Source organism: Comamonas sp. BIGb0124 (assembly GCF_003752175.1).
Lineage (GTDB): Bacteria > Pseudomonadota > Gammaproteobacteria > Burkholderiales > Burkholderiaceae_C > Comamonas_F.
In genome coordinates this window covers 203,274-223,710 of sequence record NZ_RJVF01000015.1, presented here as the reverse complement: position 1 = coordinate 223,710, position 20,437 = coordinate 203,274, and the positions used below count along the sequence as shown (strand labels likewise).

Sequence of the window (20,437 nt, the reverse complement as noted above, 5' to 3'; positions counted from 1 at the left end):
CCTCATCATGCAATTCCCCGAGTCCTGGCTGCGCGCATTCTGCGATCCCGCGCTGACCACCGCCGAACTGGCCAACACCCTGACCATGGGCGGCCTTGAAGTCGAAGAACTCCAGCCCGTCGCGCCGCCGTTTTCCGGCGTGGTCGTCGGCGAAATCAAGGAAGCCGTCCAGCATCCCGATGCCGACCGCCTGCGCGTGTGCCAGGTCGACGTCGGACAGGGCGCGCTGCTCAACATCGTGTGCGGAGCACCCAATGCGCGTGTCGGCATCAAGGTGCCGTGTGCCGTGGTGGGCGCCGAGCTGCCCCCCGGCGAAGACGGCAAACCGTTCAAGATCAAGCTGGGCAAGCTGCGCGGCGTCGAGAGCCAGGGCATGCTGTGTTCGGCACGCGAGCTCAAGGTGAACGAAGACGCCGCCGGCCTGCTCGAGCTGCCGCTGGACACGCCCGTCGGTGCGGACATCCGCGCGGTGCTCGATCTCGACGACACGCTGCTCACGCTCAAGCTCACGCCGAACCTGGCCCATGGCCTGAGCGTCTATGGCATTGCGCGCGAACTCTCGGCCCTGACCGGCACGCCGCTCAAGACCCCGGCCGATGCCGCGCTGGCCCCGACCACCGATGCACGTCTGCCGGTGACGGTCGAGGCGGCCGATCTGTGCGGCCGTTTCTCGGGCCGTGTGATCCGCAACGTCGACACCCGCGTGAAATCGCCGGCCTGGCTGGTCGACCGGCTGGCCCGCTGTGGCCAGCGCAGTGTCTCGCCGCTGGTCGACATCTCGAACTATGTGATGTTCGAATACGGCCAACCCTCGCACATTTTCGACCTCGGCAAGATCGAGGGCGGACTGACCGTGCGCTGGGGCCGCGAGGGCGAACAGCTCAAGCTGCTCAACGGCAACACCGTGAGCCTGGACGACAAGGTCGGCGTGATCGCCGATGCCGCGCACGTCGAGTCGCTGGCGGGCATCATGGGCGGCGACGCCACGGCCGTTTCGGACGACACGCGCCACATCTATGTGGAAGCCGCATTCTGGTGGCCGTCGGCCATCCAGGGCCGCTCGCGCCGCTTCAACTTCTCGACCGATGCCGGCCATCGTTTCGAACGCGGCGTCGATCCCAGCCGCACGGTGCAGATCATCGAGCGCATCAGCCAGCTCGTGCTCGACATCTGCGGCACCCCCGAGACCGAAGTCGGTCCGATCGACGACCAGACCCTGGCGCTGCCCGAGGCCCGTCCGGTGCAGTTGCGCGTGGCGCGTGCGGCCAAGGTCATCGGCATGCCGCTGACCCAGCCGCAGTGCGTCGAGGTGCTCGCGCGCCTGCAACTGCAGGCCGATGCCGTGGCCGACGGCGTGCTGCAAGTCGTGCCGCCGCCTTATCGTTTCGACCTGCAGATCGAGGAAGACCTCATCGAGGAAGTGGCCCGCCTGATCGGCTACGACCAGCTCCCGACGACGGCACCCCTGGCCCCCATCACCGCGCGCCGCCAGGACGAGTCCGGCCGCAGCCGGTTCGCCGTGCGCCGCAGCCTGGCCGCGCTGGGCTACCAGGAGACCATCAACTTCAGCTTTGTCGAAGAACGCTGGGAGCGTGAACTGGCCGGCAATGCCGACCCGATCCGACTGCTCAACCCCATTGCCAGCCCGATGAGCGTGATGCGTTCGTCGCTGCTGGGCTCGCTGCTGCAGGTGCTCAAGTTCAACCTCGACCGCAAGGCCGCACGCGTGCGTGTGTTCGAGATCGGCCGCGTGTTCCTGCGCGATGCCGCGGTCGAGACCAGCGACACCACCGTCAAGGGCATCCATCAGCCGATGCGTGTGGCCGGGCTGATCTACGGCGACCCCGAGGGACTGAGCTGGACGCACAAGGACCGCCGCGCCGACTTCTACGACGGCAAGGGCGACGTCGAGGCCTTGCTGGCTCCGCTGCGCCCGGTGTTCGAGGCGGCCGAACATCCCGCCATGCACCCCGGCCGCTGTGCCCGTGTGCTGCTCGACGGCCAGGCGATCGGTTTCGTCGGCGAGTTGCATCCGCGCTGGCGCCAGCAGTACGACCTGCCGCAGGCACCGGTGCTGTTCGAACTCGCGTTGGATGCAGCCCTGCAGCGTCCGGTGCCGGTGGCCCAGCCCGTGCCGCGTTTCCAGGCGGTCGAACGCGACATCGCCTTCACGGCCGCCGAGTCGGTCACTTTCGGTGCGCTCGAGTCCGTGATCCGGGCCGCCGCCGCGCGCAGCGGGCTGCTGCGTGGCGTGCAACTGTTCGACGTCTACCGGCCGCAGGCGGGCAAGGGCGCCGAGGCAGGCACGGGCCTTGCAAGCGAGCACAAGAGCCTGGCCGTGCGCTTGACGCTGGCCAGCGAGGACACCACACTCACGGACGCTCAGGTCGAGCCGCTGATCGCGGCAGTGATCGAGGCGGCCGAGAGCCAGCTGGGTGTCAAGCTGCGGGCCTGACAAGGCCGAGGGACAGCGTGTGGGCCGCGACGGGCGTGCCCATGCGCCGACGATTTGAATGGTTGTTCGCTGAAGATTCATTCAGCTATTGACGGGGGGATGCATGGAAATCGCTGTTGACAGTCTCGAAACGCCGGCTCTGACCAAGGCCCAGCTCGCCGAGCTGCTCTTTGACCGCATCGGTCTCAACAAGCGCGAGTCCAAGGACATGGTCGATGCGTTCTTCGACCTGATCACCACACGTCTGGTGGCCGGCGAAGACGTCAAGATCTCGGGTTTCGGAAACTTTCAGATCCGCACCAAGGCCGCGCGGCCGGGGCGCAATCCGCGCACGGGCGAATCGATCCCGATCGAGGCCCGGCGCGTGGTGACCTTCCATGCCAGCCTCAAGCTCAAGGAACAGATCCAGCAATCGGTGCCCCACACGGCCGACACGCCGGCCTGATGCGCGTGGACCGCAGTGCGTCCCTTGTGCGGTCGCTGCGGTTTTTCACGAGGATGTGCGCCGTTTGGGTTAATCTACAGCTTTGTTGCTGTTCCTTCGCCTGCCCGTGTCGCACTCGATGACCTCGGAGAACGGTCTCCCCTCCATTCCCGCCAAACGTTACTTCACCATCGGTGAGGTGGCGGAGCTGTGCGGCGTCAAGCCGCATGTCCTGAGGTACTGGGAGCAGGAGTTCACCCAACTGCGGCCCATGAAACGCCGCGGCAACCGGCGCTACTACCAGCACCACGAAGTGCTGATGATCCGGCGCATCCGCGATCTGCTCTACGACCAGGGCTTCACGATCAGCGGCGCACGCAACAAGCTCCAGGAATTCGCCCAGGCCGAGCGCCTGCGCCGCCGCCACGACGACGGTGCGGATCAGGAGCCTGTCGATCCGGGGCACGCCTCCGATGCCGAATTCTGGGCGCAGGCCAACGGGCAATCTCCCGTGCAACCTACCGTGCGTTTGCAGCCACCCGCCGCCGCAGCCTCGGCCCGGCCGCTTTCGCCGAATGCATCGGCTGCATCGTCCGCTGCAGAGGCCCAGGGGCTGGCCGAGTCCACCGACGGCTCGCTGCAGCCGGCGCACCCGGCAGAAGCGCTGCGGGACTGCAGCGCGGTCGATGCATACGATCCCTGGGTCCAGGCGGTCAAGGATTTGCCTGCGCAGTCCGTCGAGGTCTTGCGGCGCGAATTGCTCGATATCCGGGAAATTCTCGGTCCCGATGCCTGATTTCAAAAAAGCCAAAAAAGTGCGCTACAATAGCGTTCTGTTCGGCGTGTAGCGCAGCCTGGTAGCGCACTTGCATGGGGTGCAAGGGGTCGCGAGTTCGAATCCCGCCTCGCCGACCAGACTTATTCTGGTAGACCAACGGCTTACGAAAGCAATTTCGTAAGCCGTTTTTCTTTGTCCGCGCGGCAGACTGTGTCCCGCTTTTCACGGTTGCTGCAGTCACGTCATGTCTTCGGTTCCCGACTGTGTATAGTCGATCGGGTCGGCAGCACAGCACGGCTCGTGTGAAAGTGCATCGGATCTCTCGTTCGGCGGGGCCTTTGCTGCGCGGCCATCGTCTCCAACGGCCGGCATCCCTGCCGGAGCATCATCACGGACCCATGAGCGCCAGTACATCCCATCGTCTGCCAGGGCATCCCACGGCCGAGCGTTCGGCCGAAATCGACAGGGACATCCTCGATGCCGCCATCCGCGAGTTCGCCGAGCATGGCAGCGCCTTTCGCATGGACGCCGTGGCGGCCAGGGCGGGGGCGACCAAGCAGGCGATCTACCGCCGGTGGCCGAGCAAGGACGAGCTCCTGATCCAGGCCGTCGATCGCGGCCTGGACGATTACATGCGCATGATCACGTGCGACCTGCCCGGCGATCCGCTGCAGGCGTTGCGCCTGATGGCCTGGCGCATGTTCGACGGCGATCCGCTGAGCATCCGCATCGCCGGTTACCTGAGCGTGGAGTCGCTGCGGCAACCGGCGCTTCGGCATGCGCTGGTGCGTTGGCGTAAGAGTCTGGGCGATCTTTTCTGCCGTCGCCTGCTCGAGATCGAACAGCGGCGGGGGCGGGCCGAGCCGGCCGACAAGGCGATGCAGGCCGATATCCTCATGGACAGCTTGCGGGGCACCTTTGGCCAGCTCTGCGCGATCGGCGACACCACGGACGAGGCGAAACGCCGATTGTTCGACCGCCTGTGGGCGACGTATGTCTCGATGATCGATCCGCCGGTGGCGGTCTAGGGGCTCTTCCGAGGCGGTTTGCCTTTGTGCCGGCGAGGCGTTTGTCACCCCGGTCCGTTGCATCGCCGGACATCCCCATGCTTACACCCCGCGTGTCGTATCCACGGAGCCGGCGCATGGCGGCGCCGGCCCCGTTTCAGACTCAGCGGCTCACGGAGCCGGCCAGTTTCAGGGCGCTCGAAGCGGACGAATTGCCGACGCGGAACGTGTAGTCGCCGGCCGGCGTGTCCCACACGCGTTTCTGCTCGTTCCAGACACTCAGCGGGTGGTGGCTGGCATCGGCCTCGACGGCGATCGCGACGCTCCTGGATTCACCGGCTTTCAGGGCCACTTTCTGGAAACCCACCAGCCGCTTGGGGGGCTGCTGAGCACCCTGGGCGCTCGCGCTTGCAGGCAAGGTCACATAGACCTGCACCACCTCTTCGCCGTCGCGCGATCCGGTATTGCGGACTTCGGCGGTGATGCGGTAGCCGTTGCTGCCCGCACCGGCGACGGCCGCATTGCGGACATCGAAGCGGGTGTAGCTCAGCCCATGGCCGAAAGGAAACGCAACGCACGGGTTGACCCCCGCCACTTCGGCGCACTGGCCGCTGATGTTGGCGTCGTACCAGCGATAGCCGATATGAAGCTTCTCGGTGTACTCGACGGTCTGGACCTCGCCCTTGACCTCGCCCGGGTACTGCAGTGCGGTGGCATGGTCGAGGAAGGACCGGCCTTCGAAGGGGAAGGTCACCGGCAGCTTGCCGCCGGGCTTGCGGGTGCCGAACAGCAGGTCTGCCACGATATGGCCGTCTTCCTGGCCGGGGAACCAGACTTCCAGGATCGACGGGCCATCGGCCCCGACCAGGCTGCGCGGAACGGCGATGCCGGCGTTGTCCTTGAGCACCAGCGCCATCTTTTCCTTCATGCTCTTGCCGGTGGTCGAGGCGGTCGCGAGCACGCGGTCGATCATCGCCACCGTGTTGCTGTTGCTGACCGGATTCGCACCGCTGGGCGATGTGGCCGGCGTGGTCAGGGATTTCGGGACATACCAGTCGAGACTCATGCCGTCGGCCGCTGTGGCGCCCGGTGCGACCGGGACCACGGTGGAGAGCGTGCTGCCGTCGGCTGCCGTGAGGCGGTCCGCACCTTCTTCCGAGATGGTGCCGGCCATCACGACAACCGCATCGGCGCCTGCCGCGGCGCTGAGCACCGCATCGAAGCCGGCGCTGGCACCGTCGATGGTCGCGGTGCTGTTGGCATCGTCGACCAGGATCAATTGCACCGTGGCCGAGGTGTTGCCCAACCCCTTGAGAACGTTCTTCAGTCCTTCGACGGGCTTCACGCTGTAGTTCGGCACCACGTCCGAGCTGCCGCCGCCGCCGCCGAATGCAACGCCCACCATGGCACCGCCTGCGACGGCCTGCTGTGCATAGACCTGAGTGGCCTTGCCGATGACCACGACCTTGTTCACGGACGAGGCGAAGGGCAGGGCGCCGTTGTTCTGCAGCAGCACGGCAGACTTGGCGCCGATCTCGCGGGCCACGGTACCGTGGGTCTTGAAGTCGATCGGGGTCTGCTTGAGCGGACGGTCGAAGATGCCCCACTTGAACATCTGCGTGTAGCGGCGATCCAGCGCCGTATCGATCAGATCGACCGACAGGGTGCCTGCATCGAGGGCCGCCTGCAGATTCTTGGGCGACCAGAACTGAGGGATGGGCATCTCGTGATCGAGGCCGCCCTTGAGCGTGCCGACCGTGCTCTTGATCGCAAAGAAGTCCGATTGCACATAACCCGTGAATCCCCAGTCCTTGCGCAGCACGTTGTTGAGCAGTTCGTCGTTTTCGCACGAGTGCACGCCGTTCACATAGTTGTACGCGCACATGATGGAGGCGACCTTGCCGTCCTTGACCGCCATCTCGAAGGGCAGCAGGTACATCTCGCGCAGCACCTGATTGTCGATGGTGGTCTGGATGCGCTGGCGATTGGCTTCCTGTTCGTTGCCGACGAAATGTTTGGCCATGCCGATCAGGTTCTGGGACTGGATGGCCTTGATTTCGGCCACGCCCATCACGCCGGTGAGGTAGGGGTCCTCGCCGAAGTACTCGAAGTTGCGGCCCAGCACGGGGATGCGGGCCATGTTGACGCCCGGTGCCTCGAACACATGCAGAGCCAGGTTGTTCATCTCGGTGGCGATGACATCGCCGAAGGCCGCGGCGACGCCCGGCTCGAACGAGGCCGCGACCCCCATGGCGGAGGGCAGTGCCGTCGCCTGTGCGGACGAAGGGTGGGTGTAGGCGATGCTGAAGCTGGCCTTGCCGGATTTCACGTCCTCGGCGAGGCTCGCGGCGACACAGTCGTTCTGCCCCACACCGACGGGCCCATTGGTGATGCGGAATGTCGGGATGTCGAGTTCCGGGATGGCACCGACATGCCGGGCCCCGTAGCACTCGGGCAACTCGTGCAGGATCTCGGGCATGCTGCCGGTCAACTGCTGCATTTTCTGTTCGATCGTCATGGCGGCCAGCAGCAGGTCTGCGCGCCTCGCGGCCACGGCTTCTCTGGCTTCGTCGCTGGTCGCGGCCGACTGCTCGGCCACGATGTCGCGGGTCATCCATGGATGGGCGGACGGGCCGCCGTTTTCTCCGCCGGCGGAATCGTCGCCGTTGGACGATCCCCCGCATGCGGCTATGCCCCATGCCAGCCCACATGAAACCGCAATGGCCAAGGCGGATCGCTTGAATCTGACGTTTTTCATGGATTTGTCTCCGTTTTTGTACTGTTGAAAAGAACCGATGTGACCGGGTTCAAGGAACCCGGTGCTTTTCCCCTGCGGGCCCTGCAGGGCCTCTTGTCGCGAAATCTCCGAGGGAGCGCCGGCTGGCGGCGCGCCGATTTTTGCCCGCTGTTTCAGCCCGATGCGGCAGGCCGGTCATGACGGACGGGATGGGCCCCTTTCTTCCGGCATCCGCAGTGAATATCCGGAATAAAGAAACTGAGCGGTATGATTGAGATCGTGGGTTACCCTTTTGAAAGTATTGATTAGCCGGTCAATGGGTATAAACCCCAGAGTCCGGATTCGAGCAGGCGGCTGGGTTCTGATTGTTCGGGGCGGCAGGGCGTTAGTCCATTACTAATTTTGCAAGCGGCCTTGCCATTTGAGAAAGCCGTATGGATCCGAAGCTTCTGAACTCGTTTGCGGCCGTGGCCGAGGCGGGGCAGCTCAGCCGGGCGGCTGCACGCCTGAGCCTGTCGCTGCCGTCGCTCGGCCGGCCTGTCCAGGCGCTTGAACTCAAGGGGGTACCCAGCCGTGTGTCCGCTCCGCATCGGGCAGGCAGTTGACCCAGGCGGGTTATGCGTGATGGGAGGACGCCAGGAATATCGAACGCTGGGTGCAAGTCGCTGCGGTCCGGGCGAAAAAGATCGGCTCGGGCACTCCGGGCAGAGGGCCAGTCGAGATCGTGTTCGAGAGAATGATCCCCTCGGACGAGGACATCGAGGCGCACCGGATCGAGCTGGAGGACTTGCACATCGCAGTCGCCGATTCACGACTGCTGGCCTCGCACCGTTCGATCGAGATCAGCGAGCAAAGTCAGTTCACGCCGCGCCTGCCGGCACCGAGCAGCAGCGTCGTCATGGCCACGCTGCTGGCTGCAAGCGGCATGGGGACAGCCTGGTTCCGGATTCGATGACAAAAGACAGGTAGCCGGGGATCGGTTATTAGCCGATCCGGCACTGCCGGGCCAAGATGGCCTTGAACTGCTCTGAGCTCAAAGACGATCGCCGATCCTGAATATGCTGTTGAATCAGATCCTGGATGGCGGAAACGCCGTCCGGCCTGCGTAGCCGTCGGGCACAGAAAAGGCGTGCCGGCACGGCTCTGCACGCCGGGATGCCAGGCTCAAGCCGTCTGCGCTTCTGCCCCGTGCCCGCCACGGGGAATCGGGAAACTGCGGGAGGCGCGCTGGCGCTGCAGTGCGTCTTCGATGTCGTCCGGCTGGACGAGCAGCAAGGCGCTGCAGTTCGAGCAGCGATAGAGCCGTCTGCTGTTATACGCCAGTTTGGTCCAGAGCGGCCTTTTGACCCGGTCGTATTCGGCCTCGGTGCACTCACACAGGTTGTAGTTCACGGTTGTCACCTCGCTTCCTCTTTTATGGTGAGGAATTGTGTGAACTGCGCCGCAACAGGGTCAAGTATTCATCGGGTGGGTAATACCATAAGAATGGTAAACACTCATTAAAGAGTGTTAGACAAGCGCGGAAAAAAAAGAGCCCTCGCGAGGAGGGCTCAGGATTCACTTACCAAAGGAACGGCTGGCAGGCCGTTGATATGACTTTAACGCAGCTTGCCCGGCGCCAAGCTCATGGTTATCCCGGGTCAAGGCGGGCAGAAAGCACCGAGGTGCGGCGATGGCGCATCACCAGAGCCTGTGCTTGTAGGGCTTGTCGTCGGATTGCTGCATGGGCGCCGAACGGATCACACGCAGAAACCATGCTTTGAGTCGACCGAGAGATGTCATGGCCAAGCTCCTTCAATAAAAGGTATAAACGATAAAAACAGTTTATATAGTTATCGTGCGTTGTGCAATAGGACAAGGCCGCAGACCGGTGCCGGTGTCCAACCGGGCGCGCTCACTGACGTGTGTCCTTGCAGACGGCGTCGGCCGCTCAAGGCGTCATCACGTTCAATGCGTGCTCGCCGCCCGTCAGCTGTTCACGCAGGAAGTCGATGCAGACCTTGACCTTGGCCGACTGCGCCGTGCGCCGGCTGCTCATGGCCCAGACGTCGGCGGGCTCCTCGTAATCGGGCAGCACACGCACGAGCGAGCCGTCGCGCAGGTGTTCCGTCACATCCCATAACGACAGCAGCACGATGCCATGCCCCTTGAGTCCCCAGGTGCGGGCGACGTCGCTGTGGTTGGAGCCGAGCCGGCCCCCGACCTTGACGGTCTCTTCGCCGCGCGGGCCCTGCAGGCGCCAGATGCCCAGGGCATGGTCGCGGTCCCGGAAGGGCAGGCAGTCGTGGTCGGCGAGGTCGGCCAGTGCGGCCGGCGTGCCGCGCGCGGCCAGGTAGTCGGGGGACGCGCACAGCACCCGGCTGCTGCGCACGATCCGGTGTGCGATCAGGTTGGACTCGATGGGCTCGCCGACCCGGATATCGATGTCGAAGTTCTCGCCGATGAGATCGACGCGGCGGTCCAGCAGTTCGAGCCAGATGTCGAGCTTGGGATAGCGCCGCTGCAGCAGCGACAGCGCGTGCGAAACGTGTTGCCGCCCCAGCCGGATGCTGCTGGCCACGCGCAGCGGCCCGGCCGGTTCGCGGGTGCGGGCGTTGAGGCGTCCGGGCAGACCGGCGACGTCGTCGAGCAGGGCGCTGGCCCATTCGAACACCAGTTCGCCCTCGTCGCTGATGCGCACCTGCCGCGTGGTGCGATGGAACAGGCGGACGCCCAGCAGCCCCTCGAGCACGGCGATGCGTTTGGTGACGTACGCCGCCGACATGCCGAGTTCGGCCGCCGCAGCCGAGAAGCTGGCCTTGCGGGCGACCAGGCAGAACACCTTGAGATCGGCCAGATCAGGCAGATTATTTGCAATTCGTGAATTCTTATTCCACATCGTCGGGGTTCATTGGCGTCGATATCCCGGCTATTCTGCACGCTTCGAATAATAAAAGCCGACGGAGACTTCATTCATGGCCCTCTTGAACATTGCGGTGGCGGGCGCAGGCCTGATCGGGCGCCGCCACATCGAACTGATCCAGGCCAGCCCGGCCTGTACCTTGGCGGCAATCGTCGATCCCGCGCCCTCGACCCGCCTGCAGGCCGAAGCGGCCGGCGTGCCCTGGTTCGCTGCGCTGGACGACATGCTGGCTGCGCTGCCGGTCGACGGCGTCGTCCTGGCTTCACCCAACGATGTGCATGTGGAGCAGGCACTGGCCTGCCTGGCGCGGGGGGTGCCGGCGCTGATCGAAAAACCCCTGGCGCATACGCTGGCCGAGGGCGAGCGCCTGCTGGCAGCCGCCGAGCAAGCCGCGCACGTGCCGCTGCTGGTCGGGCATCACCGTGCGCACAGCCCGTTGCTGGCGACGGCGCGCGAGGTGGTGAAGAGCGGGCGGCTGGGCCGTCTGGTCGCCGTGACGGGCAGCGCGCTGTTCTACAAGCCGGCCGAGTACTTCGACGACGCGCCGTGGCGCAGCCAGCCGGGGGGCGGCCCGATCCTGATCAACCTCATCCACGAGATCGGCAACCTGAGGGCGCTCTGCGGCGAGATCGTGGCGGTGCAGGCGATGGCGTCGCATGCGGTGCGCGGATTCGCGGTCGAGGATACGGCGGCGATCAACCTGCGTTTTGCCAACGGGGCGCTGGGGACCTTCATGCTGTCGGACACGGCCGGATCGGCGCGCAGCTGGGAGCAGACGTCGCAGGAAAACAAGGCTTACCCGAGCTACGGCGACGAGGATTGCTACATCGTGGCGGGCACGCATGGCTCGCTGGCCGTGCCCACGATGCGGCTCAAGACCTACGGGCGGGACGAGGACCGCTCGTGGTGGAAACCGTTCGACACGGCCAGCGTGCCGGTGGTTCGCGAGGATCCGCTGGCACGCCAGATCGAACACTTCTGCGCGGTGATCCGTGGCGAGGCCTCGCCGCTGGTCAGCGTACGGGACGGGCTGCAGAACCTGCGTGTGTCGGCGGCGGTCAACGAAGCCGTGCGCAGCGGTGCGATGGTCGACGTGCCGCTCGACTGAGCGCGGCCCCGGTCGGTTCCCATTCCAGTTTTTCTTTATTCCCATCCAGGAGATTTCTGATGCCTTCGATTCTTGTGCTCAATGGTCCCAACCTCAACCTGCTGGGTCTGCGCGAGCCCGCCGTTTACGGTTCGGCCACGCTGGCCGATGTCGAGCAACTGTGCCGCGAGCAGGCCGAGGCGCTGGAGCTGGGCGTGGACTTTCGCCAGAGCAACCACGAGGGCGTGCTGGTGGACTGGATCCAGGAGGCGGGACGCCGCATGGCCGAGGGCGAACTGATCGGCGTGGTGTTCAACCCGGGGGCCTACACCCACACGTCGGTGGCCTTGCACGATGCGATCAAGGGCGCCAGCGTGCGGCTGATCGAGCTCCATATCTCGAACGTGCATGCACGCGAGCCGTTCCGTCACCATTCCTATATCTCGCCGGCTGCAGCGGGCATCGTGGTCGGGCTGGGGGTGGCGGGTTACGAGGTGGCCATTCAGGCCCTGGCCCGACTCGCTTACCCGCGTGCGCCGCGCTGAGGCGGATAAGTCAGCCGCCGTTCCGGGAGGTGGGTCGACGGCGCCGAGCGTTCGCCGTCGCTTCGGGCCGTCATCGGTGAGATGATCGGCGCCTGGGAACCGGTGCGGGCGGTGGGGGGCGTGTGAAGGCATCCGCTCACGCGATCGCGCACCGGTCCGAGTCCTTGTATTCCCTGGAAAAGAGCATGACCGATTTCGATGAGCTGCGCGCTGCCGCGCAGGCCGTTGCCGATGCGGCGCGGGCAGAAACCATGACGCGCTTCCGCCAGCCGCTGGCCGTCGAGCGCAAGGCCGACGACAGCCCGGTGACGGTCGCAGACCGCGAGGCCGAGGCGGCCATGCGGCGTGTCCTGGCCGAGCGATACCCCGGCCATGGGGTGCTGGGCGAGGAACACGGCGCGCAGGGCCTCGAGGCCGGGGAGTTCTGGGTGCTCGATCCCATCGACGGCACCAAGAGTTATGTCAGCGCTTCGCCGCTGTGGGGCACGCTGGTGGCGCATTGCAGCGGGGGTCAGCCGGTTCTGGGCCTGGTCGACATGCCGGTGCTCGGCGAGCGCTGGATCGGCCAGCGCGGCCGGGGTGCGAGTTGCAATGGGCAACCGATCCAGACCCGGGCCTGCAGCGAGCTGACCAGGGCCTGGGTCAGTGCCACGTCGCCGGACATGTTCAACCCGGCCGAATGGCAAGCCTTCGACGCGCTGTCGCGGCGTGCGGCCATGCGCCGGTTCGGCGGCGACTGCTACGCCTATGCGCAGCTCGCGGGGGGCCATCTGGATGCCGTGATCGAATCCAACCTGCAGCCCTACGACTACCTGCCGCTGGTGTGCCTGGTCGAGGAGGCCGGCGGCTGCATCACGGATTGGCTGGGGCGGCCGCTGGGCGTGGATTCGACGGGGCAGGTCGTGGCCAGCGCAACGCCCGAACTGCATGCCGAGCTGCTGGCTGCGTTGGCGGCCGCTGCCCAGGCGTGATCGCCGCCCGCGCGGATGGCCGTCTTTCACGCGGGCCGACCCCCTTGCGCTGGCGGCTCGCGTCTCAGTCGATCGGCACGTAGACGTGGCCGTCCATGAGGCGGCGGGCGCTGCGGCTCATGCGGGCCGTTGTCACTCGCCACCGATCGGCCTCCTGCACGGCGTCGGCGCCCACTTTCAAGGTGCCCGAGGGGTGGCCGAAGCGCAATTCGCCTTGTCCTGACGCCCCCAGCAGTCGGCTGACGACGGTGCCGGGAACCGCTGCTGCGACGGCAAGTGCCACGGCGCCGGTGCCTGTCATGGCGTGGTGCAGCTTGCCCATCGAGAGGATGCGGGCGAGCAGGTCGATGTCGCCGGCCGCAATCGTTTTGCCGTTCGATGCGGTGTACGCGGCGGGCGGGGCGACAAAGGCCAGCTTGGGCGTGTGCGGGCGCTTGTCGGTGGCCTCCTGTGCCGTTGTGGCGAGTCCCATGGCCACGGCGCCTTGGGCGCGCACGCTTTCGCAACGCGCCAGCAGCGCGGCGTCGCCGTTGAGATCGGCCTGGCGCTCGCGGCCGTCGAAACCCAGCGCAGCGGCATCGACGAACACGGTGGGATTGCCGGCATCGATGAGCGTGGCTTGCAGGCTGCCGAGGCCGGGGACCTCCAGGGTGTCGACCCGGCGGCCGGTGGGGAACATGGCGTGTTGGCCGTCCGTGGGGCCGGAAGCGGCATCGCCGGCGCCGGGGTCCAGGAACTCGAGCCGGATCTCTGCAGCGGGAAATGTCACGCCGTCGAGTTCGAAATCGCCGAGTTCGAGCACGTCGCCGCCCTGCATGGGGACATGGGCCACGATGCGTTTGCCCAGGTTGGCCTGCCAGATGCGCACGACCGCGATGCCGTCGGCCGGGGCGTCGATCAGGCCCCGTGCAATGGCGAAGGGGCCGACCGCCGAGGTCAGGTTGCCGCAATTCCCGGTCCAATCGACCACGGGCGCGTCGATGGCGACGGCGCCGAAGAGGTAGTCGACATCGCAATCGGGCCGGTCGCTGCGGCTCACGAGCACGACCTTGCTGGTGCTCGAGCTCGCGCCGCCCATGCCGTCGATGTGCTGGGCGTACGGGTCGGGACTGCCGATGACCCGGAGCATCAGTCGATCGCGTGCCGGGCCGGGGGCGCGTGCGGCGGGGGGCAGGTCGTCGGGCGTGAAAAACACGCCCTTGCTGGTGCCGCCGCGCATGTAGGTGGCGCGGATGGCGGTTTGGCGGGTGGGGGGCTGGGGCATGGCTTCGTGTCTCCTGGTTCCGATGCTAACAAGAGGCCGGAGGCAGGAGGCGGGGAAGTCGACCCGGCCTGGCGCGGTGCCGCCGTGGCGTGAGCCGGGCGCCCGAGGGGCGCGTCCGGGCGGTGGCTGTTGTAAACAGCGGACAAACGCCGATCGCCCGCTTTGCCGCTGGTGGTGTAATCGAGGTTGCTACCCCCAAAAAAACCACGACACCCCGATGAAGATAGCCGAAGGAAACGCGCTGCTGGCGCATGCAGCAGCGGATGCGCGCGAGCGCCTGCGCGAGATACCGTACAACTACACCTCGTTCTCGGACCGAGAGATCGTCCAGCGCCTGCTGGGCGAGCGCGCCTGGGAACTGATCCTGAGCCTGCGCGGCGAGCGCCACACCGGCCGCTCCGCACGCATGCTGTACGAGGTGCTGGGTGACATGTGGGTGGTGCAGCGCAATCCTTACCTGGTCGACGACCTGCTCGACAACCCCAAGCGCCGCGACCAGCTGGTCGAGGCCCTGCGCCACAGGCTGTCTGCGATCGACGACCGCCGTACGCCCGATACCGACGCCGACCGCGATGCACTGGTGGGCGAGCTGCTGGGTCTGGCACGTGCTGCGGTGGACGGTTTTGCCCGGTCGTTTGCCGAGCTGGCGGCGCTGCGCAAGGCGGCCAAGCGCCAGTTCACGCGCCTGACCGCGCGCGACAACGTGAAGTTCGACGGCTTGTCGCGGGTGTCGCATGTGACCGATGCCACCGACTGGCGTGTGGAGTATCCGTTCGTTGTGCTCACGCCCGATACCGAAGCCGAAATGGCCGGGCTGGTGCAGTGCTGCATCGAACTGGGTCTGACGGTGATTCCGCGCGGGGGCGGAACGGGTTATACCGGCGGCGCGATTCCGCTGACCTGGAAGAGCGCGGTGATCAACACCGAGAAGCTCGAGCAGATGACCGAGGTCGAGCATGTCTCGTTGCCCGGTCTGGCCCAGCCCGTGCCCACCATCTGGACGGGCGCCGGCGTGGTGACCCAGCGTGTGGCCGATGCGGCCGAGCGTGCGGGCTTTGTGTTTGCCGTCGATCCGACCTCGGCCGAGGCTTCGTGCGTGGGCGGCAACATCGCCATGAACGCCGGCGGCAAGAAGGCCGTGCTGTGGGGAACCGCGCTCGACAACCTGGCTTCGTGGCGCATGGTCACCCCCGAGGCGCAGTGGCTGGAAGTCACGCGCATCGACCACAACCTGGGCAAGATCCACGACGTGGAGACGGCCAGCTTCGACCTTCAGTACTTTGCCGCCGACGGCAAGACGCCGCTGCGCCGTGAACGGCTGGACATCCCGGGCCGCACCTTCCGCAAGGAAGGACTGGGCAAGGACGTGACGGACAAGTTCCTGGCGGGCCTGCCGGGCATCCAGAAGGAAGGCTGCGACGGCCTCATCACCAGCGCCCGCTGGGTGGTGCATCGCATGCCGGCGCACACCCGCACGGTATGCCTGGAGTTCTTCGGCAATGCCAAGGATGCGGTGCCGTCGATCGTCGAGATCAAGGACTTCATGTTCGCCGAGCAACTGCGCAGCGGCGTGCTGCTGGCCGGCCTGGAGCACCTGGACGACCGCTACCTGAAGGCCGTGGGCTACGCCACCAAATCGAAATCGCATGCCGGTCTGCCCAAGATGGTGTTGTTCGGCGACATCGTGGGCGACGACGCGGACGCCGTGGCGCGCGCCACCTCCGAGGTGGTGCGCATCGCCAACTCGCGCAGCGGCGAAGGCTTCATCGCCATCAGCCCGGAGGCCCGCAAGAAATTCTGGCTCGACCGCAAGCGCACGGCGGCCATCAGCCGCCACACCAATGCCTTCAAGATCAACGAAGACGTGGTGATCCCGCTGCCCCGCATGGCCGAGTACACCGACGGCATCGAGCGCATCAACATCGAGCTGTCGCTGCGCAACAAGATTGCGCTGTGCGATGCGCTGCAGGCCTTCTTCGCCACACGCAAGCTGCCGCTGGGGACGCAGGAGGATGCGGACGAGCTGTCGGCCGACGAGGTGCTGGAAGACCGTGTGCAGCGCGCCATCATGCTGGTGCATGACGTGCGGGCCCAGTGGGAGCATTGGCTGGAGCATGCCGACGCGCTGTTCGCGCAACTGCAGACGCACGAGCTGCGCGCCAGCTGGCGCACGCAGATCCGCCAGCCGCTGGCGCAGATCTTCACGGGCAGCGCGTTCGCGCCGCTGCTGGCCGAGGTCGACGCCATACACCAGCGTGTGCTCAAGGGCCGCGTCTGGGTGGCCCTGCACATGCATGCGGGCGACGGCAACGTGCACACCAACATCCCGGTCAACAGCGACGACTACGCCATGCTGCAGACCGCCCACGAGGCGGTGGCCCGCATCATGGTGCTGGCACGCAGTCTCGACGGCGTGATCTCGGGCGAGCACGGCATCGGCATCACGAAGCTCGAATTCCTGAGCGACGACGAACTGGCACCGTTTGCCGACTACAAGGCACGCGTCGATCCGCAGGGCCGTTTCAACCGCGGCAAGCTGCTGCGGGCACCCGCGGGTTCTGCGCCGGTTTTTAATGCCGCGGAAGTGGCGCCTGCCGATCTCAGCCATGCCTACACGCCGAGCTTCGGCCTGATGGGCCACGAGTCGCTGATCATGCAGCAGAGCGACATCGGCGCCATCGCGCACAGCGTGAAGGATTGCCTGCGCTGCGGCAAGTGCAAGCCGGTGTGCGCCACTCACGTGCCGCGTGCCAACCTGCTCTACAGCCCGCGCAACAAGATCCTGGCGACCTCGCTGCTGGTCGAGGCCTTCCTTTACGAGGAACAGACGCGGCGCGGCGTCAGCATCAAGCACTGGGAGGAGTTCGAGGACGTCTCCGACCACTGCACGGTCTGCCACAAGTGCGCCACGCCTTGCCCGGTGAAGATCGATTTCGGCGATGTCTCGATGAACATGCGCAATCTGCTGCGCCGCATGGGCAAGAAGAGTTTCCGGCCCGGCAATGCCTCGGCGATGTTTTTCCTCAACGCCAAGGATCCGCGCACGATCAACGCCATGCGCAGCGCCATGGTGGGCGTGGGGTTCAAGGCCCAGCGCCTGGCCCACGACCTGCTCGGACGCCTGGCCCGCAAGCAGACGGCCAAGCCGCCGGCATCGATCGGCACGGCGCCGATCAAGCAGCAGGTGATCCACTTCATCAACAAGAAGATGCCCGGCGGCCTGCCGAAGCGCACGGCACGCGCGCTGCTCGACATCGAGGATCGCGACTACGTGCCCATCATCCGCAATCCGCAGGCCACGACCAGCGAGACGGAAGCGGTGTTCTATTTTCCGGGTTGCGGCTCGGAGCGCCTGTTCAGCCAGGTCGGGCTGGCCACGCAGGCCATGCTCTGGCATGCCGGCGTACAGACCGTGCTGCCGCCGGGCTACCTGTGCTGCGGTTATCCGCAGCGCGGCAGCGGGCAGGCCGATCTGGCCGAGGCCATGATCACCGACAACCGGGTGTTGTTCCACCGGGTGGCCAACACGCTCAACTACCTCGACATCAAGACCGTGGTGGTGAGCTGCGGGACGTGTTACGACCAGCTCCAGGGCTATGAGTTCGAGAAGATCTTTCCCGGCTGCCGCATCATCGACATCCACGAGTTTCTGCTCGAGAAGAACATCACGCTCGATACGCAGCAGGGCTATCTCTACCACGACCCCTGCCACAGCCCGATGAAGCTGCAGGACCCGATGAAGACCGTCAAGGCGCTGGTGGGCGACAGCGTGCTCAAGAGCGATCGCTGCTGCGGCGAGTCGGGCACGCTGGGCGTGACGCGGCCCGATGTGTCCACGCAGATCCGTTTCCGCAAGGAGGAAGAGCTGCTCAAGGGCGAGATCGCGCTGCGCGCCAGCGGAACCGTTGCACCGCAAGGCGATGTGAAGGTGCTGACCAGCTGTCCGAGCTGCCTGCAGGGCCTTTCACGCTACGGCAACGACCTGGCCAACGGCTTGCTCGAGGCCGACTACATCGTGGTCGAGATGGCCCGCCAGATCCTGGGAGAGGACTGGATGCCGACGTATGTGAAGTCGGCCAACCACGGCGGCATCGAGCGCGTGCTGCTGTAAGGGGGCCTGCAGAGGGAACTGCCGTCGGGCGCGCGCGCAGGGATGTGCGCGGGACCGGGGCGGTGCGGACGCGTGATGTCATGAGGACGTCACACGATCTGCCGACCATTGCCGGTTTTGTGAAGCCGCTCGATTTCCGGGCGGTCATTGGAAACCGTCTCAGCATGCGTCCTGCCGTTCCTACCTTTGTTCTTCGCCACACGCTCGTGGCTGCTCTGATCGCCCTGGGCCTGTCGGCCTGCGGTGGCGATGGAAACTCCGACGACGTCGCCGTCGTCACCCCCGCACCCGATTCGGCCGTGACGCTGCCGGCCGAACCGGCCGGTCTGGGCCGGGCCGACAGCGCTGCGCCGGCGAGCGGTGTGCTCGCGTACGTCGACACGGGTGTGACGAACCAGCGTGGCGATGCCTGCACATCGACCCTGGAAACCAATGCCGGCGTGCGTGTGCTGGCCGGTTTCCTCGACCTCTGGACACCGCGCAGCCTGCTGGTCGATGCCGACCAGGACGCCGCCGCCAAGGATGGCTGCCCGGCCGTGGTGAAATCGGACTGGGACGGCATTCCCGGCAGTGCCACCGACGGCACCGTCAAGAACCGCGCCGCGCACGACCACAACATCGCCTACTCGGTTCAGATCACGCATGCGCGCACGCCTGCACAAGAGCTCGAGGCTTATCTGGACGATCGCCGCGGCAAGAGCTACAGCATCTCCGACGCGCTCGGCCCGCTGGCCGAACACTGGCGCGCAGGCACCGGCCAGACCACCACCATCACCTCGATTGCTGCCGATGCCGGCACGGTGAAGTACGACGACAAGGGCAACAACCGCGGCGACGGCAGCGGCAGCAATGCCAATCTGGGCCAGGCCGTGGATCTGGTCTACGCCAACAGCGTGGACGGCTCGACCGAACCGGCCAAGCGCTTCTACAAGTACGCCCGCCCGTTCCGCTGGAGCACCGACGTGATCGTGGCACCCTCGCTGGTGCCCGCCACCAGCAGCACGCCCAAGTCCGACGGCGGCTTCCCCAGCGGCCACACGGCCGAAGCCTGGCGTGATGCCCTGACCGTGGGTTACCTGGTGCCCCAGCGCTTCCAGGAAATGGTGACACGCGGCGCCGTGATGGGCCAGAACCGCATTCTGGCCGGCATGCATTCGGCCATGGACGTGATGGGCGGACGTGTGCAGGCGCTGGCCGTGGTGGCCTACAACCTGAACAAGGCATCGAACGCCGAGCTCAAGACCCAGGCCTATGGCCAGGCCCAGTCGTGGCTGCAGACGCGCACCAACACCAGCGACTTCAATGCGCTCAATGCCTATGCCCACTCGGCCGGCGCTGCAGCGGATGCCTATGCCGACCATGCCGCCAACAAGGCGCTGGTGGCCGAACGCATGACCTACGGCTTTGCCGTCATCGGCGACACCACCCGTGCCGCCGTGGTGCCCAAGGGCGCGGAAGTGCTGATCGAAACCCGCCTGCCGTATCTCAGCGCCGACCAGCGCCGTGTGGTGCTCAAGAGCACGGCCATCGCTTCGGGTTACCCGCTGCTCGACGACGCCGAAGGCTGGGGCCGCCTGAACCTGTTCGATGCGGCCGACGGCTATGGCCGCTTCGACGGCGACGTCAGCGTGAACATGGACGCTGCCGCCGGTGGCTTCCATGCCGCCGACCAGTGGCGCAACGACATTGCAGGTGCCGGCAAACTCGAGAAGCTGGGCACCGGCACGCTGCGCCTGACGGGTGCCAACACCTACAGCGGCGGTACGGTTCTGGCCGACGGCACGCTGGCAGCCGACAGCACCAGCGCACTGGGCCAGGGCGATGTGTACGTGAAGGGCGGCACGCTCGAAGTGGCAGCACCCGGCGCATTGGCGGTCAAGGGCGCTTACAGCCAGGCCGCCGGCACGCTGAAACTGGTGCTTTCGGGCAGCGGCAAGGGCGTGCTGACGGTGGGCGGCAAGGCCGTGCTGGCCGGCGGCAGCCTGGCCGTGAGCTTTGCAGGCTACAAGCCCCAGGTCGGCGACACGCTCGACGTGCTGACCGCCCAGGCGCGCAGCGGCCAGTTCGCCAACGTGTCGGTCTCGGGTGCCAGCAAGGTCACCACGACCTACACCGCCACCGGCGTGCAGATCCGCATCGACGCGATCTGACCGGCA

The 20,437-nt window shown here is 66.2% G+C and carries 14 protein-coding genes, 1 tRNA gene and 1 pseudogene; 12 read left to right on the top strand and 4 right to left on the bottom strand.

What is annotated here, in order from left to right; all coding sequences use genetic code 11:
- Positions 1-7 precede the first annotated feature (7 nt).
- The 5 genes and pseudogenes from pheT (at position 8) to EC845_RS20645 (ending at position 4,685) form a co-directional block, all read left to right on the top strand.
- The gene (gene pheT, locus EC845_RS20665; RefSeq protein WP_123300061.1) at positions 8-2,455 is read left to right on the top strand and encodes a phenylalanine--tRNA ligase subunit beta; all 2,448 of its coding nucleotides are present in this window, start codon (positions 8-10) and stop codon (positions 2,453-2,455) included.
- Positions 2,456-2,558: 103 nt separating this feature from the next.
- On the top strand, positions 2,559-2,900 hold the full coding sequence (locus EC845_RS20660) for an integration host factor subunit alpha (protein ID WP_123300060.1): 342 nt from the start codon (positions 2,559-2,561) through the stop codon (positions 2,898-2,900).
- Between the two features lie 118 nt (positions 2,901-3,018).
- Positions 3,019-3,303, top strand: a pseudogene (locus tag EC845_RS20655) (MerR family transcriptional regulator); the annotation flags it as partial.
- 414 nt (positions 3,304-3,717) lie between these two features.
- Positions 3,718-3,794 (top strand) — tRNA-Pro (locus EC845_RS20650).
- A 261-nt stretch (positions 3,795-4,055) separates the two neighbouring features.
- On the top strand, positions 4,056-4,685 hold the full coding sequence (locus EC845_RS20645; protein WP_123300057.1) for a TetR/AcrR family transcriptional regulator: 630 nt from the start codon (positions 4,056-4,058) through the stop codon (positions 4,683-4,685).
- 142 nt (positions 4,686-4,827) lie between these two features.
- On the opposite strand, the gene EC845_RS20640 is transcribed toward EC845_RS20645, so the two are convergent.
- Positions 4,828-7,422 carry a glycoside hydrolase family 3 protein gene (locus tag EC845_RS20640; protein WP_123300055.1) on the bottom strand — a complete coding sequence of 865 codons (2,595 nt, stop codon included), beginning with the start codon at positions 7,420-7,422 and terminating at the stop codon, positions 4,828-4,830.
- 413 nt (positions 7,423-7,835) lie between these two features.
- Between EC845_RS20640 and EC845_RS20635 the strand changes: the two genes are divergently transcribed.
- Positions 7,836-8,006, top strand: coding sequence for a LysR family transcriptional regulator (locus EC845_RS20635; protein WP_123300053.1), 171 nt, complete (start codon positions 7,836-7,838; stop codon positions 8,004-8,006).
- A 119-nt stretch (positions 8,007-8,125) separates the two neighbouring features.
- On the top strand, positions 8,126-8,356 hold the full coding sequence (locus EC845_RS20630) for a hypothetical protein (RefSeq protein ID WP_148077363.1): 231 nt from the start codon (positions 8,126-8,128) through the stop codon (positions 8,354-8,356).
- Between the two features lie 209 nt (positions 8,357-8,565).
- Here EC845_RS20630 and EC845_RS20625 read toward each other — a convergent pair whose 3' ends face one another.
- Both EC845_RS20625 and EC845_RS20620 read right to left on the bottom strand, forming a co-directional pair.
- Complete coding sequence (locus EC845_RS20625; protein ID WP_148077362.1) at positions 8,566-8,793, bottom strand: hypothetical protein; 228 nt, start codon at positions 8,791-8,793, stop codon at positions 8,566-8,568.
- A gap of 538 nt (positions 8,794-9,331) precedes the next feature.
- Positions 9,332-10,279, bottom strand: coding sequence for a LysR family transcriptional regulator (locus EC845_RS20620; protein WP_123300047.1), 948 nt, complete (start codon positions 10,277-10,279; stop codon positions 9,332-9,334).
- A gap of 76 nt (positions 10,280-10,355) precedes the next feature.
- Between EC845_RS20620 and EC845_RS20615 the strand changes: the two genes are divergently transcribed.
- The 3 genes from EC845_RS20615 to hisN all read left to right on the top strand — a co-directional run bounded on the left by EC845_RS20615 (position 10,356) and on the right by hisN (position 12,906).
- Entirely contained in the window at positions 10,356-11,411 is a 1,056-nt protein-coding gene (locus EC845_RS20615) for a Gfo/Idh/MocA family protein (protein WP_123300045.1), read from the top strand.
- A 59-nt stretch (positions 11,412-11,470) separates the two neighbouring features.
- Complete coding sequence (aroQ, locus tag EC845_RS20610; protein WP_123300043.1) at positions 11,471-11,935, top strand: type II 3-dehydroquinate dehydratase; 465 nt, start codon at positions 11,471-11,473, stop codon at positions 11,933-11,935.
- Positions 11,936-12,120: 185 nt separating this feature from the next.
- The gene (hisN, locus tag EC845_RS20605) at positions 12,121-12,906 is read left to right on the top strand and encodes a histidinol-phosphatase (RefSeq protein ID WP_123300041.1); all 786 of its coding nucleotides are present in this window, start codon (positions 12,121-12,123) and stop codon (positions 12,904-12,906) included.
- 64 nt (positions 12,907-12,970) lie between these two features.
- On the opposite strand, the gene prpF is transcribed toward hisN, so the two are convergent.
- Positions 12,971-14,170, bottom strand: a complete 1,200-nt coding sequence (prpF, locus tag EC845_RS20600; protein WP_123300039.1) for a 2-methylaconitate cis-trans isomerase PrpF — start codon at positions 14,168-14,170, stop codon at positions 12,971-12,973.
- A gap of 217 nt (positions 14,171-14,387) precedes the next feature.
- Here prpF and EC845_RS20595 point away from each other — a divergent pair, with 217 nt between their 5' ends.
- Positions 14,388-18,281, top strand: a complete 3,894-nt coding sequence (locus EC845_RS20595) for a DUF3683 domain-containing protein (protein ID WP_123300037.1) — start codon at positions 14,388-14,390, stop codon at positions 18,279-18,281.
- A gap of 164 nt (positions 18,282-18,445) precedes the next feature.
- Positions 18,446-20,431: a phosphatase PAP2 family protein gene (locus EC845_RS20590; protein ID WP_123300205.1), complete on the top strand. Its 1,986-nt coding sequence runs from the start codon at positions 18,446-18,448 to the stop codon at positions 20,429-20,431.
- Positions 20,432-20,437: the final 6 nt, after the last annotated feature.

Coding starts and splice junctions, on each gene's coding strand:
- pheT (WP_123300061.1), top strand. CDS start 8: ATGCAATTCCCCGAGTCCTGGCTGCGCGCATTCTGCGATCCCGCGCTG.
- EC845_RS20660 (WP_123300060.1), top strand. CDS start 2,559: ATGGAAATCGCTGTTGACAGTCTCGAAACGCCGGCTCTGACCAAGGCC.
- EC845_RS20645 (WP_123300057.1), top strand. CDS start 4,056: ATGAGCGCCAGTACATCCCATCGTCTGCCAGGGCATCCCACGGCCGAG.
- EC845_RS20640 (WP_123300055.1), bottom strand. CDS start 7,422: ATGAAAAACGTCAGATTCAAGCGATCCGCCTTGGCCATTGCGGTTTCA.
- EC845_RS20635 (WP_123300053.1), top strand. CDS start 7,836: ATGGATCCGAAGCTTCTGAACTCGTTTGCGGCCGTGGCCGAGGCGGGG.
- EC845_RS20620 (WP_123300047.1), bottom strand. CDS start 10,279: ATGTGGAATAAGAATTCACGAATTGCAAATAATCTGCCTGATCTGGCC.
- EC845_RS20615 (WP_123300045.1), top strand. CDS start 10,356: ATGGCCCTCTTGAACATTGCGGTGGCGGGCGCAGGCCTGATCGGGCGC.
- aroQ (WP_123300043.1), top strand. CDS start 11,471: ATGCCTTCGATTCTTGTGCTCAATGGTCCCAACCTCAACCTGCTGGGT.
- hisN (WP_123300041.1), top strand. CDS start 12,121: ATGACCGATTTCGATGAGCTGCGCGCTGCCGCGCAGGCCGTTGCCGAT.
- prpF (WP_123300039.1), bottom strand. CDS start 14,170: ATGCCCCAGCCCCCCACCCGCCAAACCGCCATCCGCGCCACCTACATG.
- EC845_RS20595 (WP_123300037.1), top strand. CDS start 14,388: ATGAAGATAGCCGAAGGAAACGCGCTGCTGGCGCATGCAGCAGCGGAT.
- EC845_RS20590 (WP_123300205.1), top strand. CDS start 18,446: ATGCGTCCTGCCGTTCCTACCTTTGTTCTTCGCCACACGCTCGTGGCT.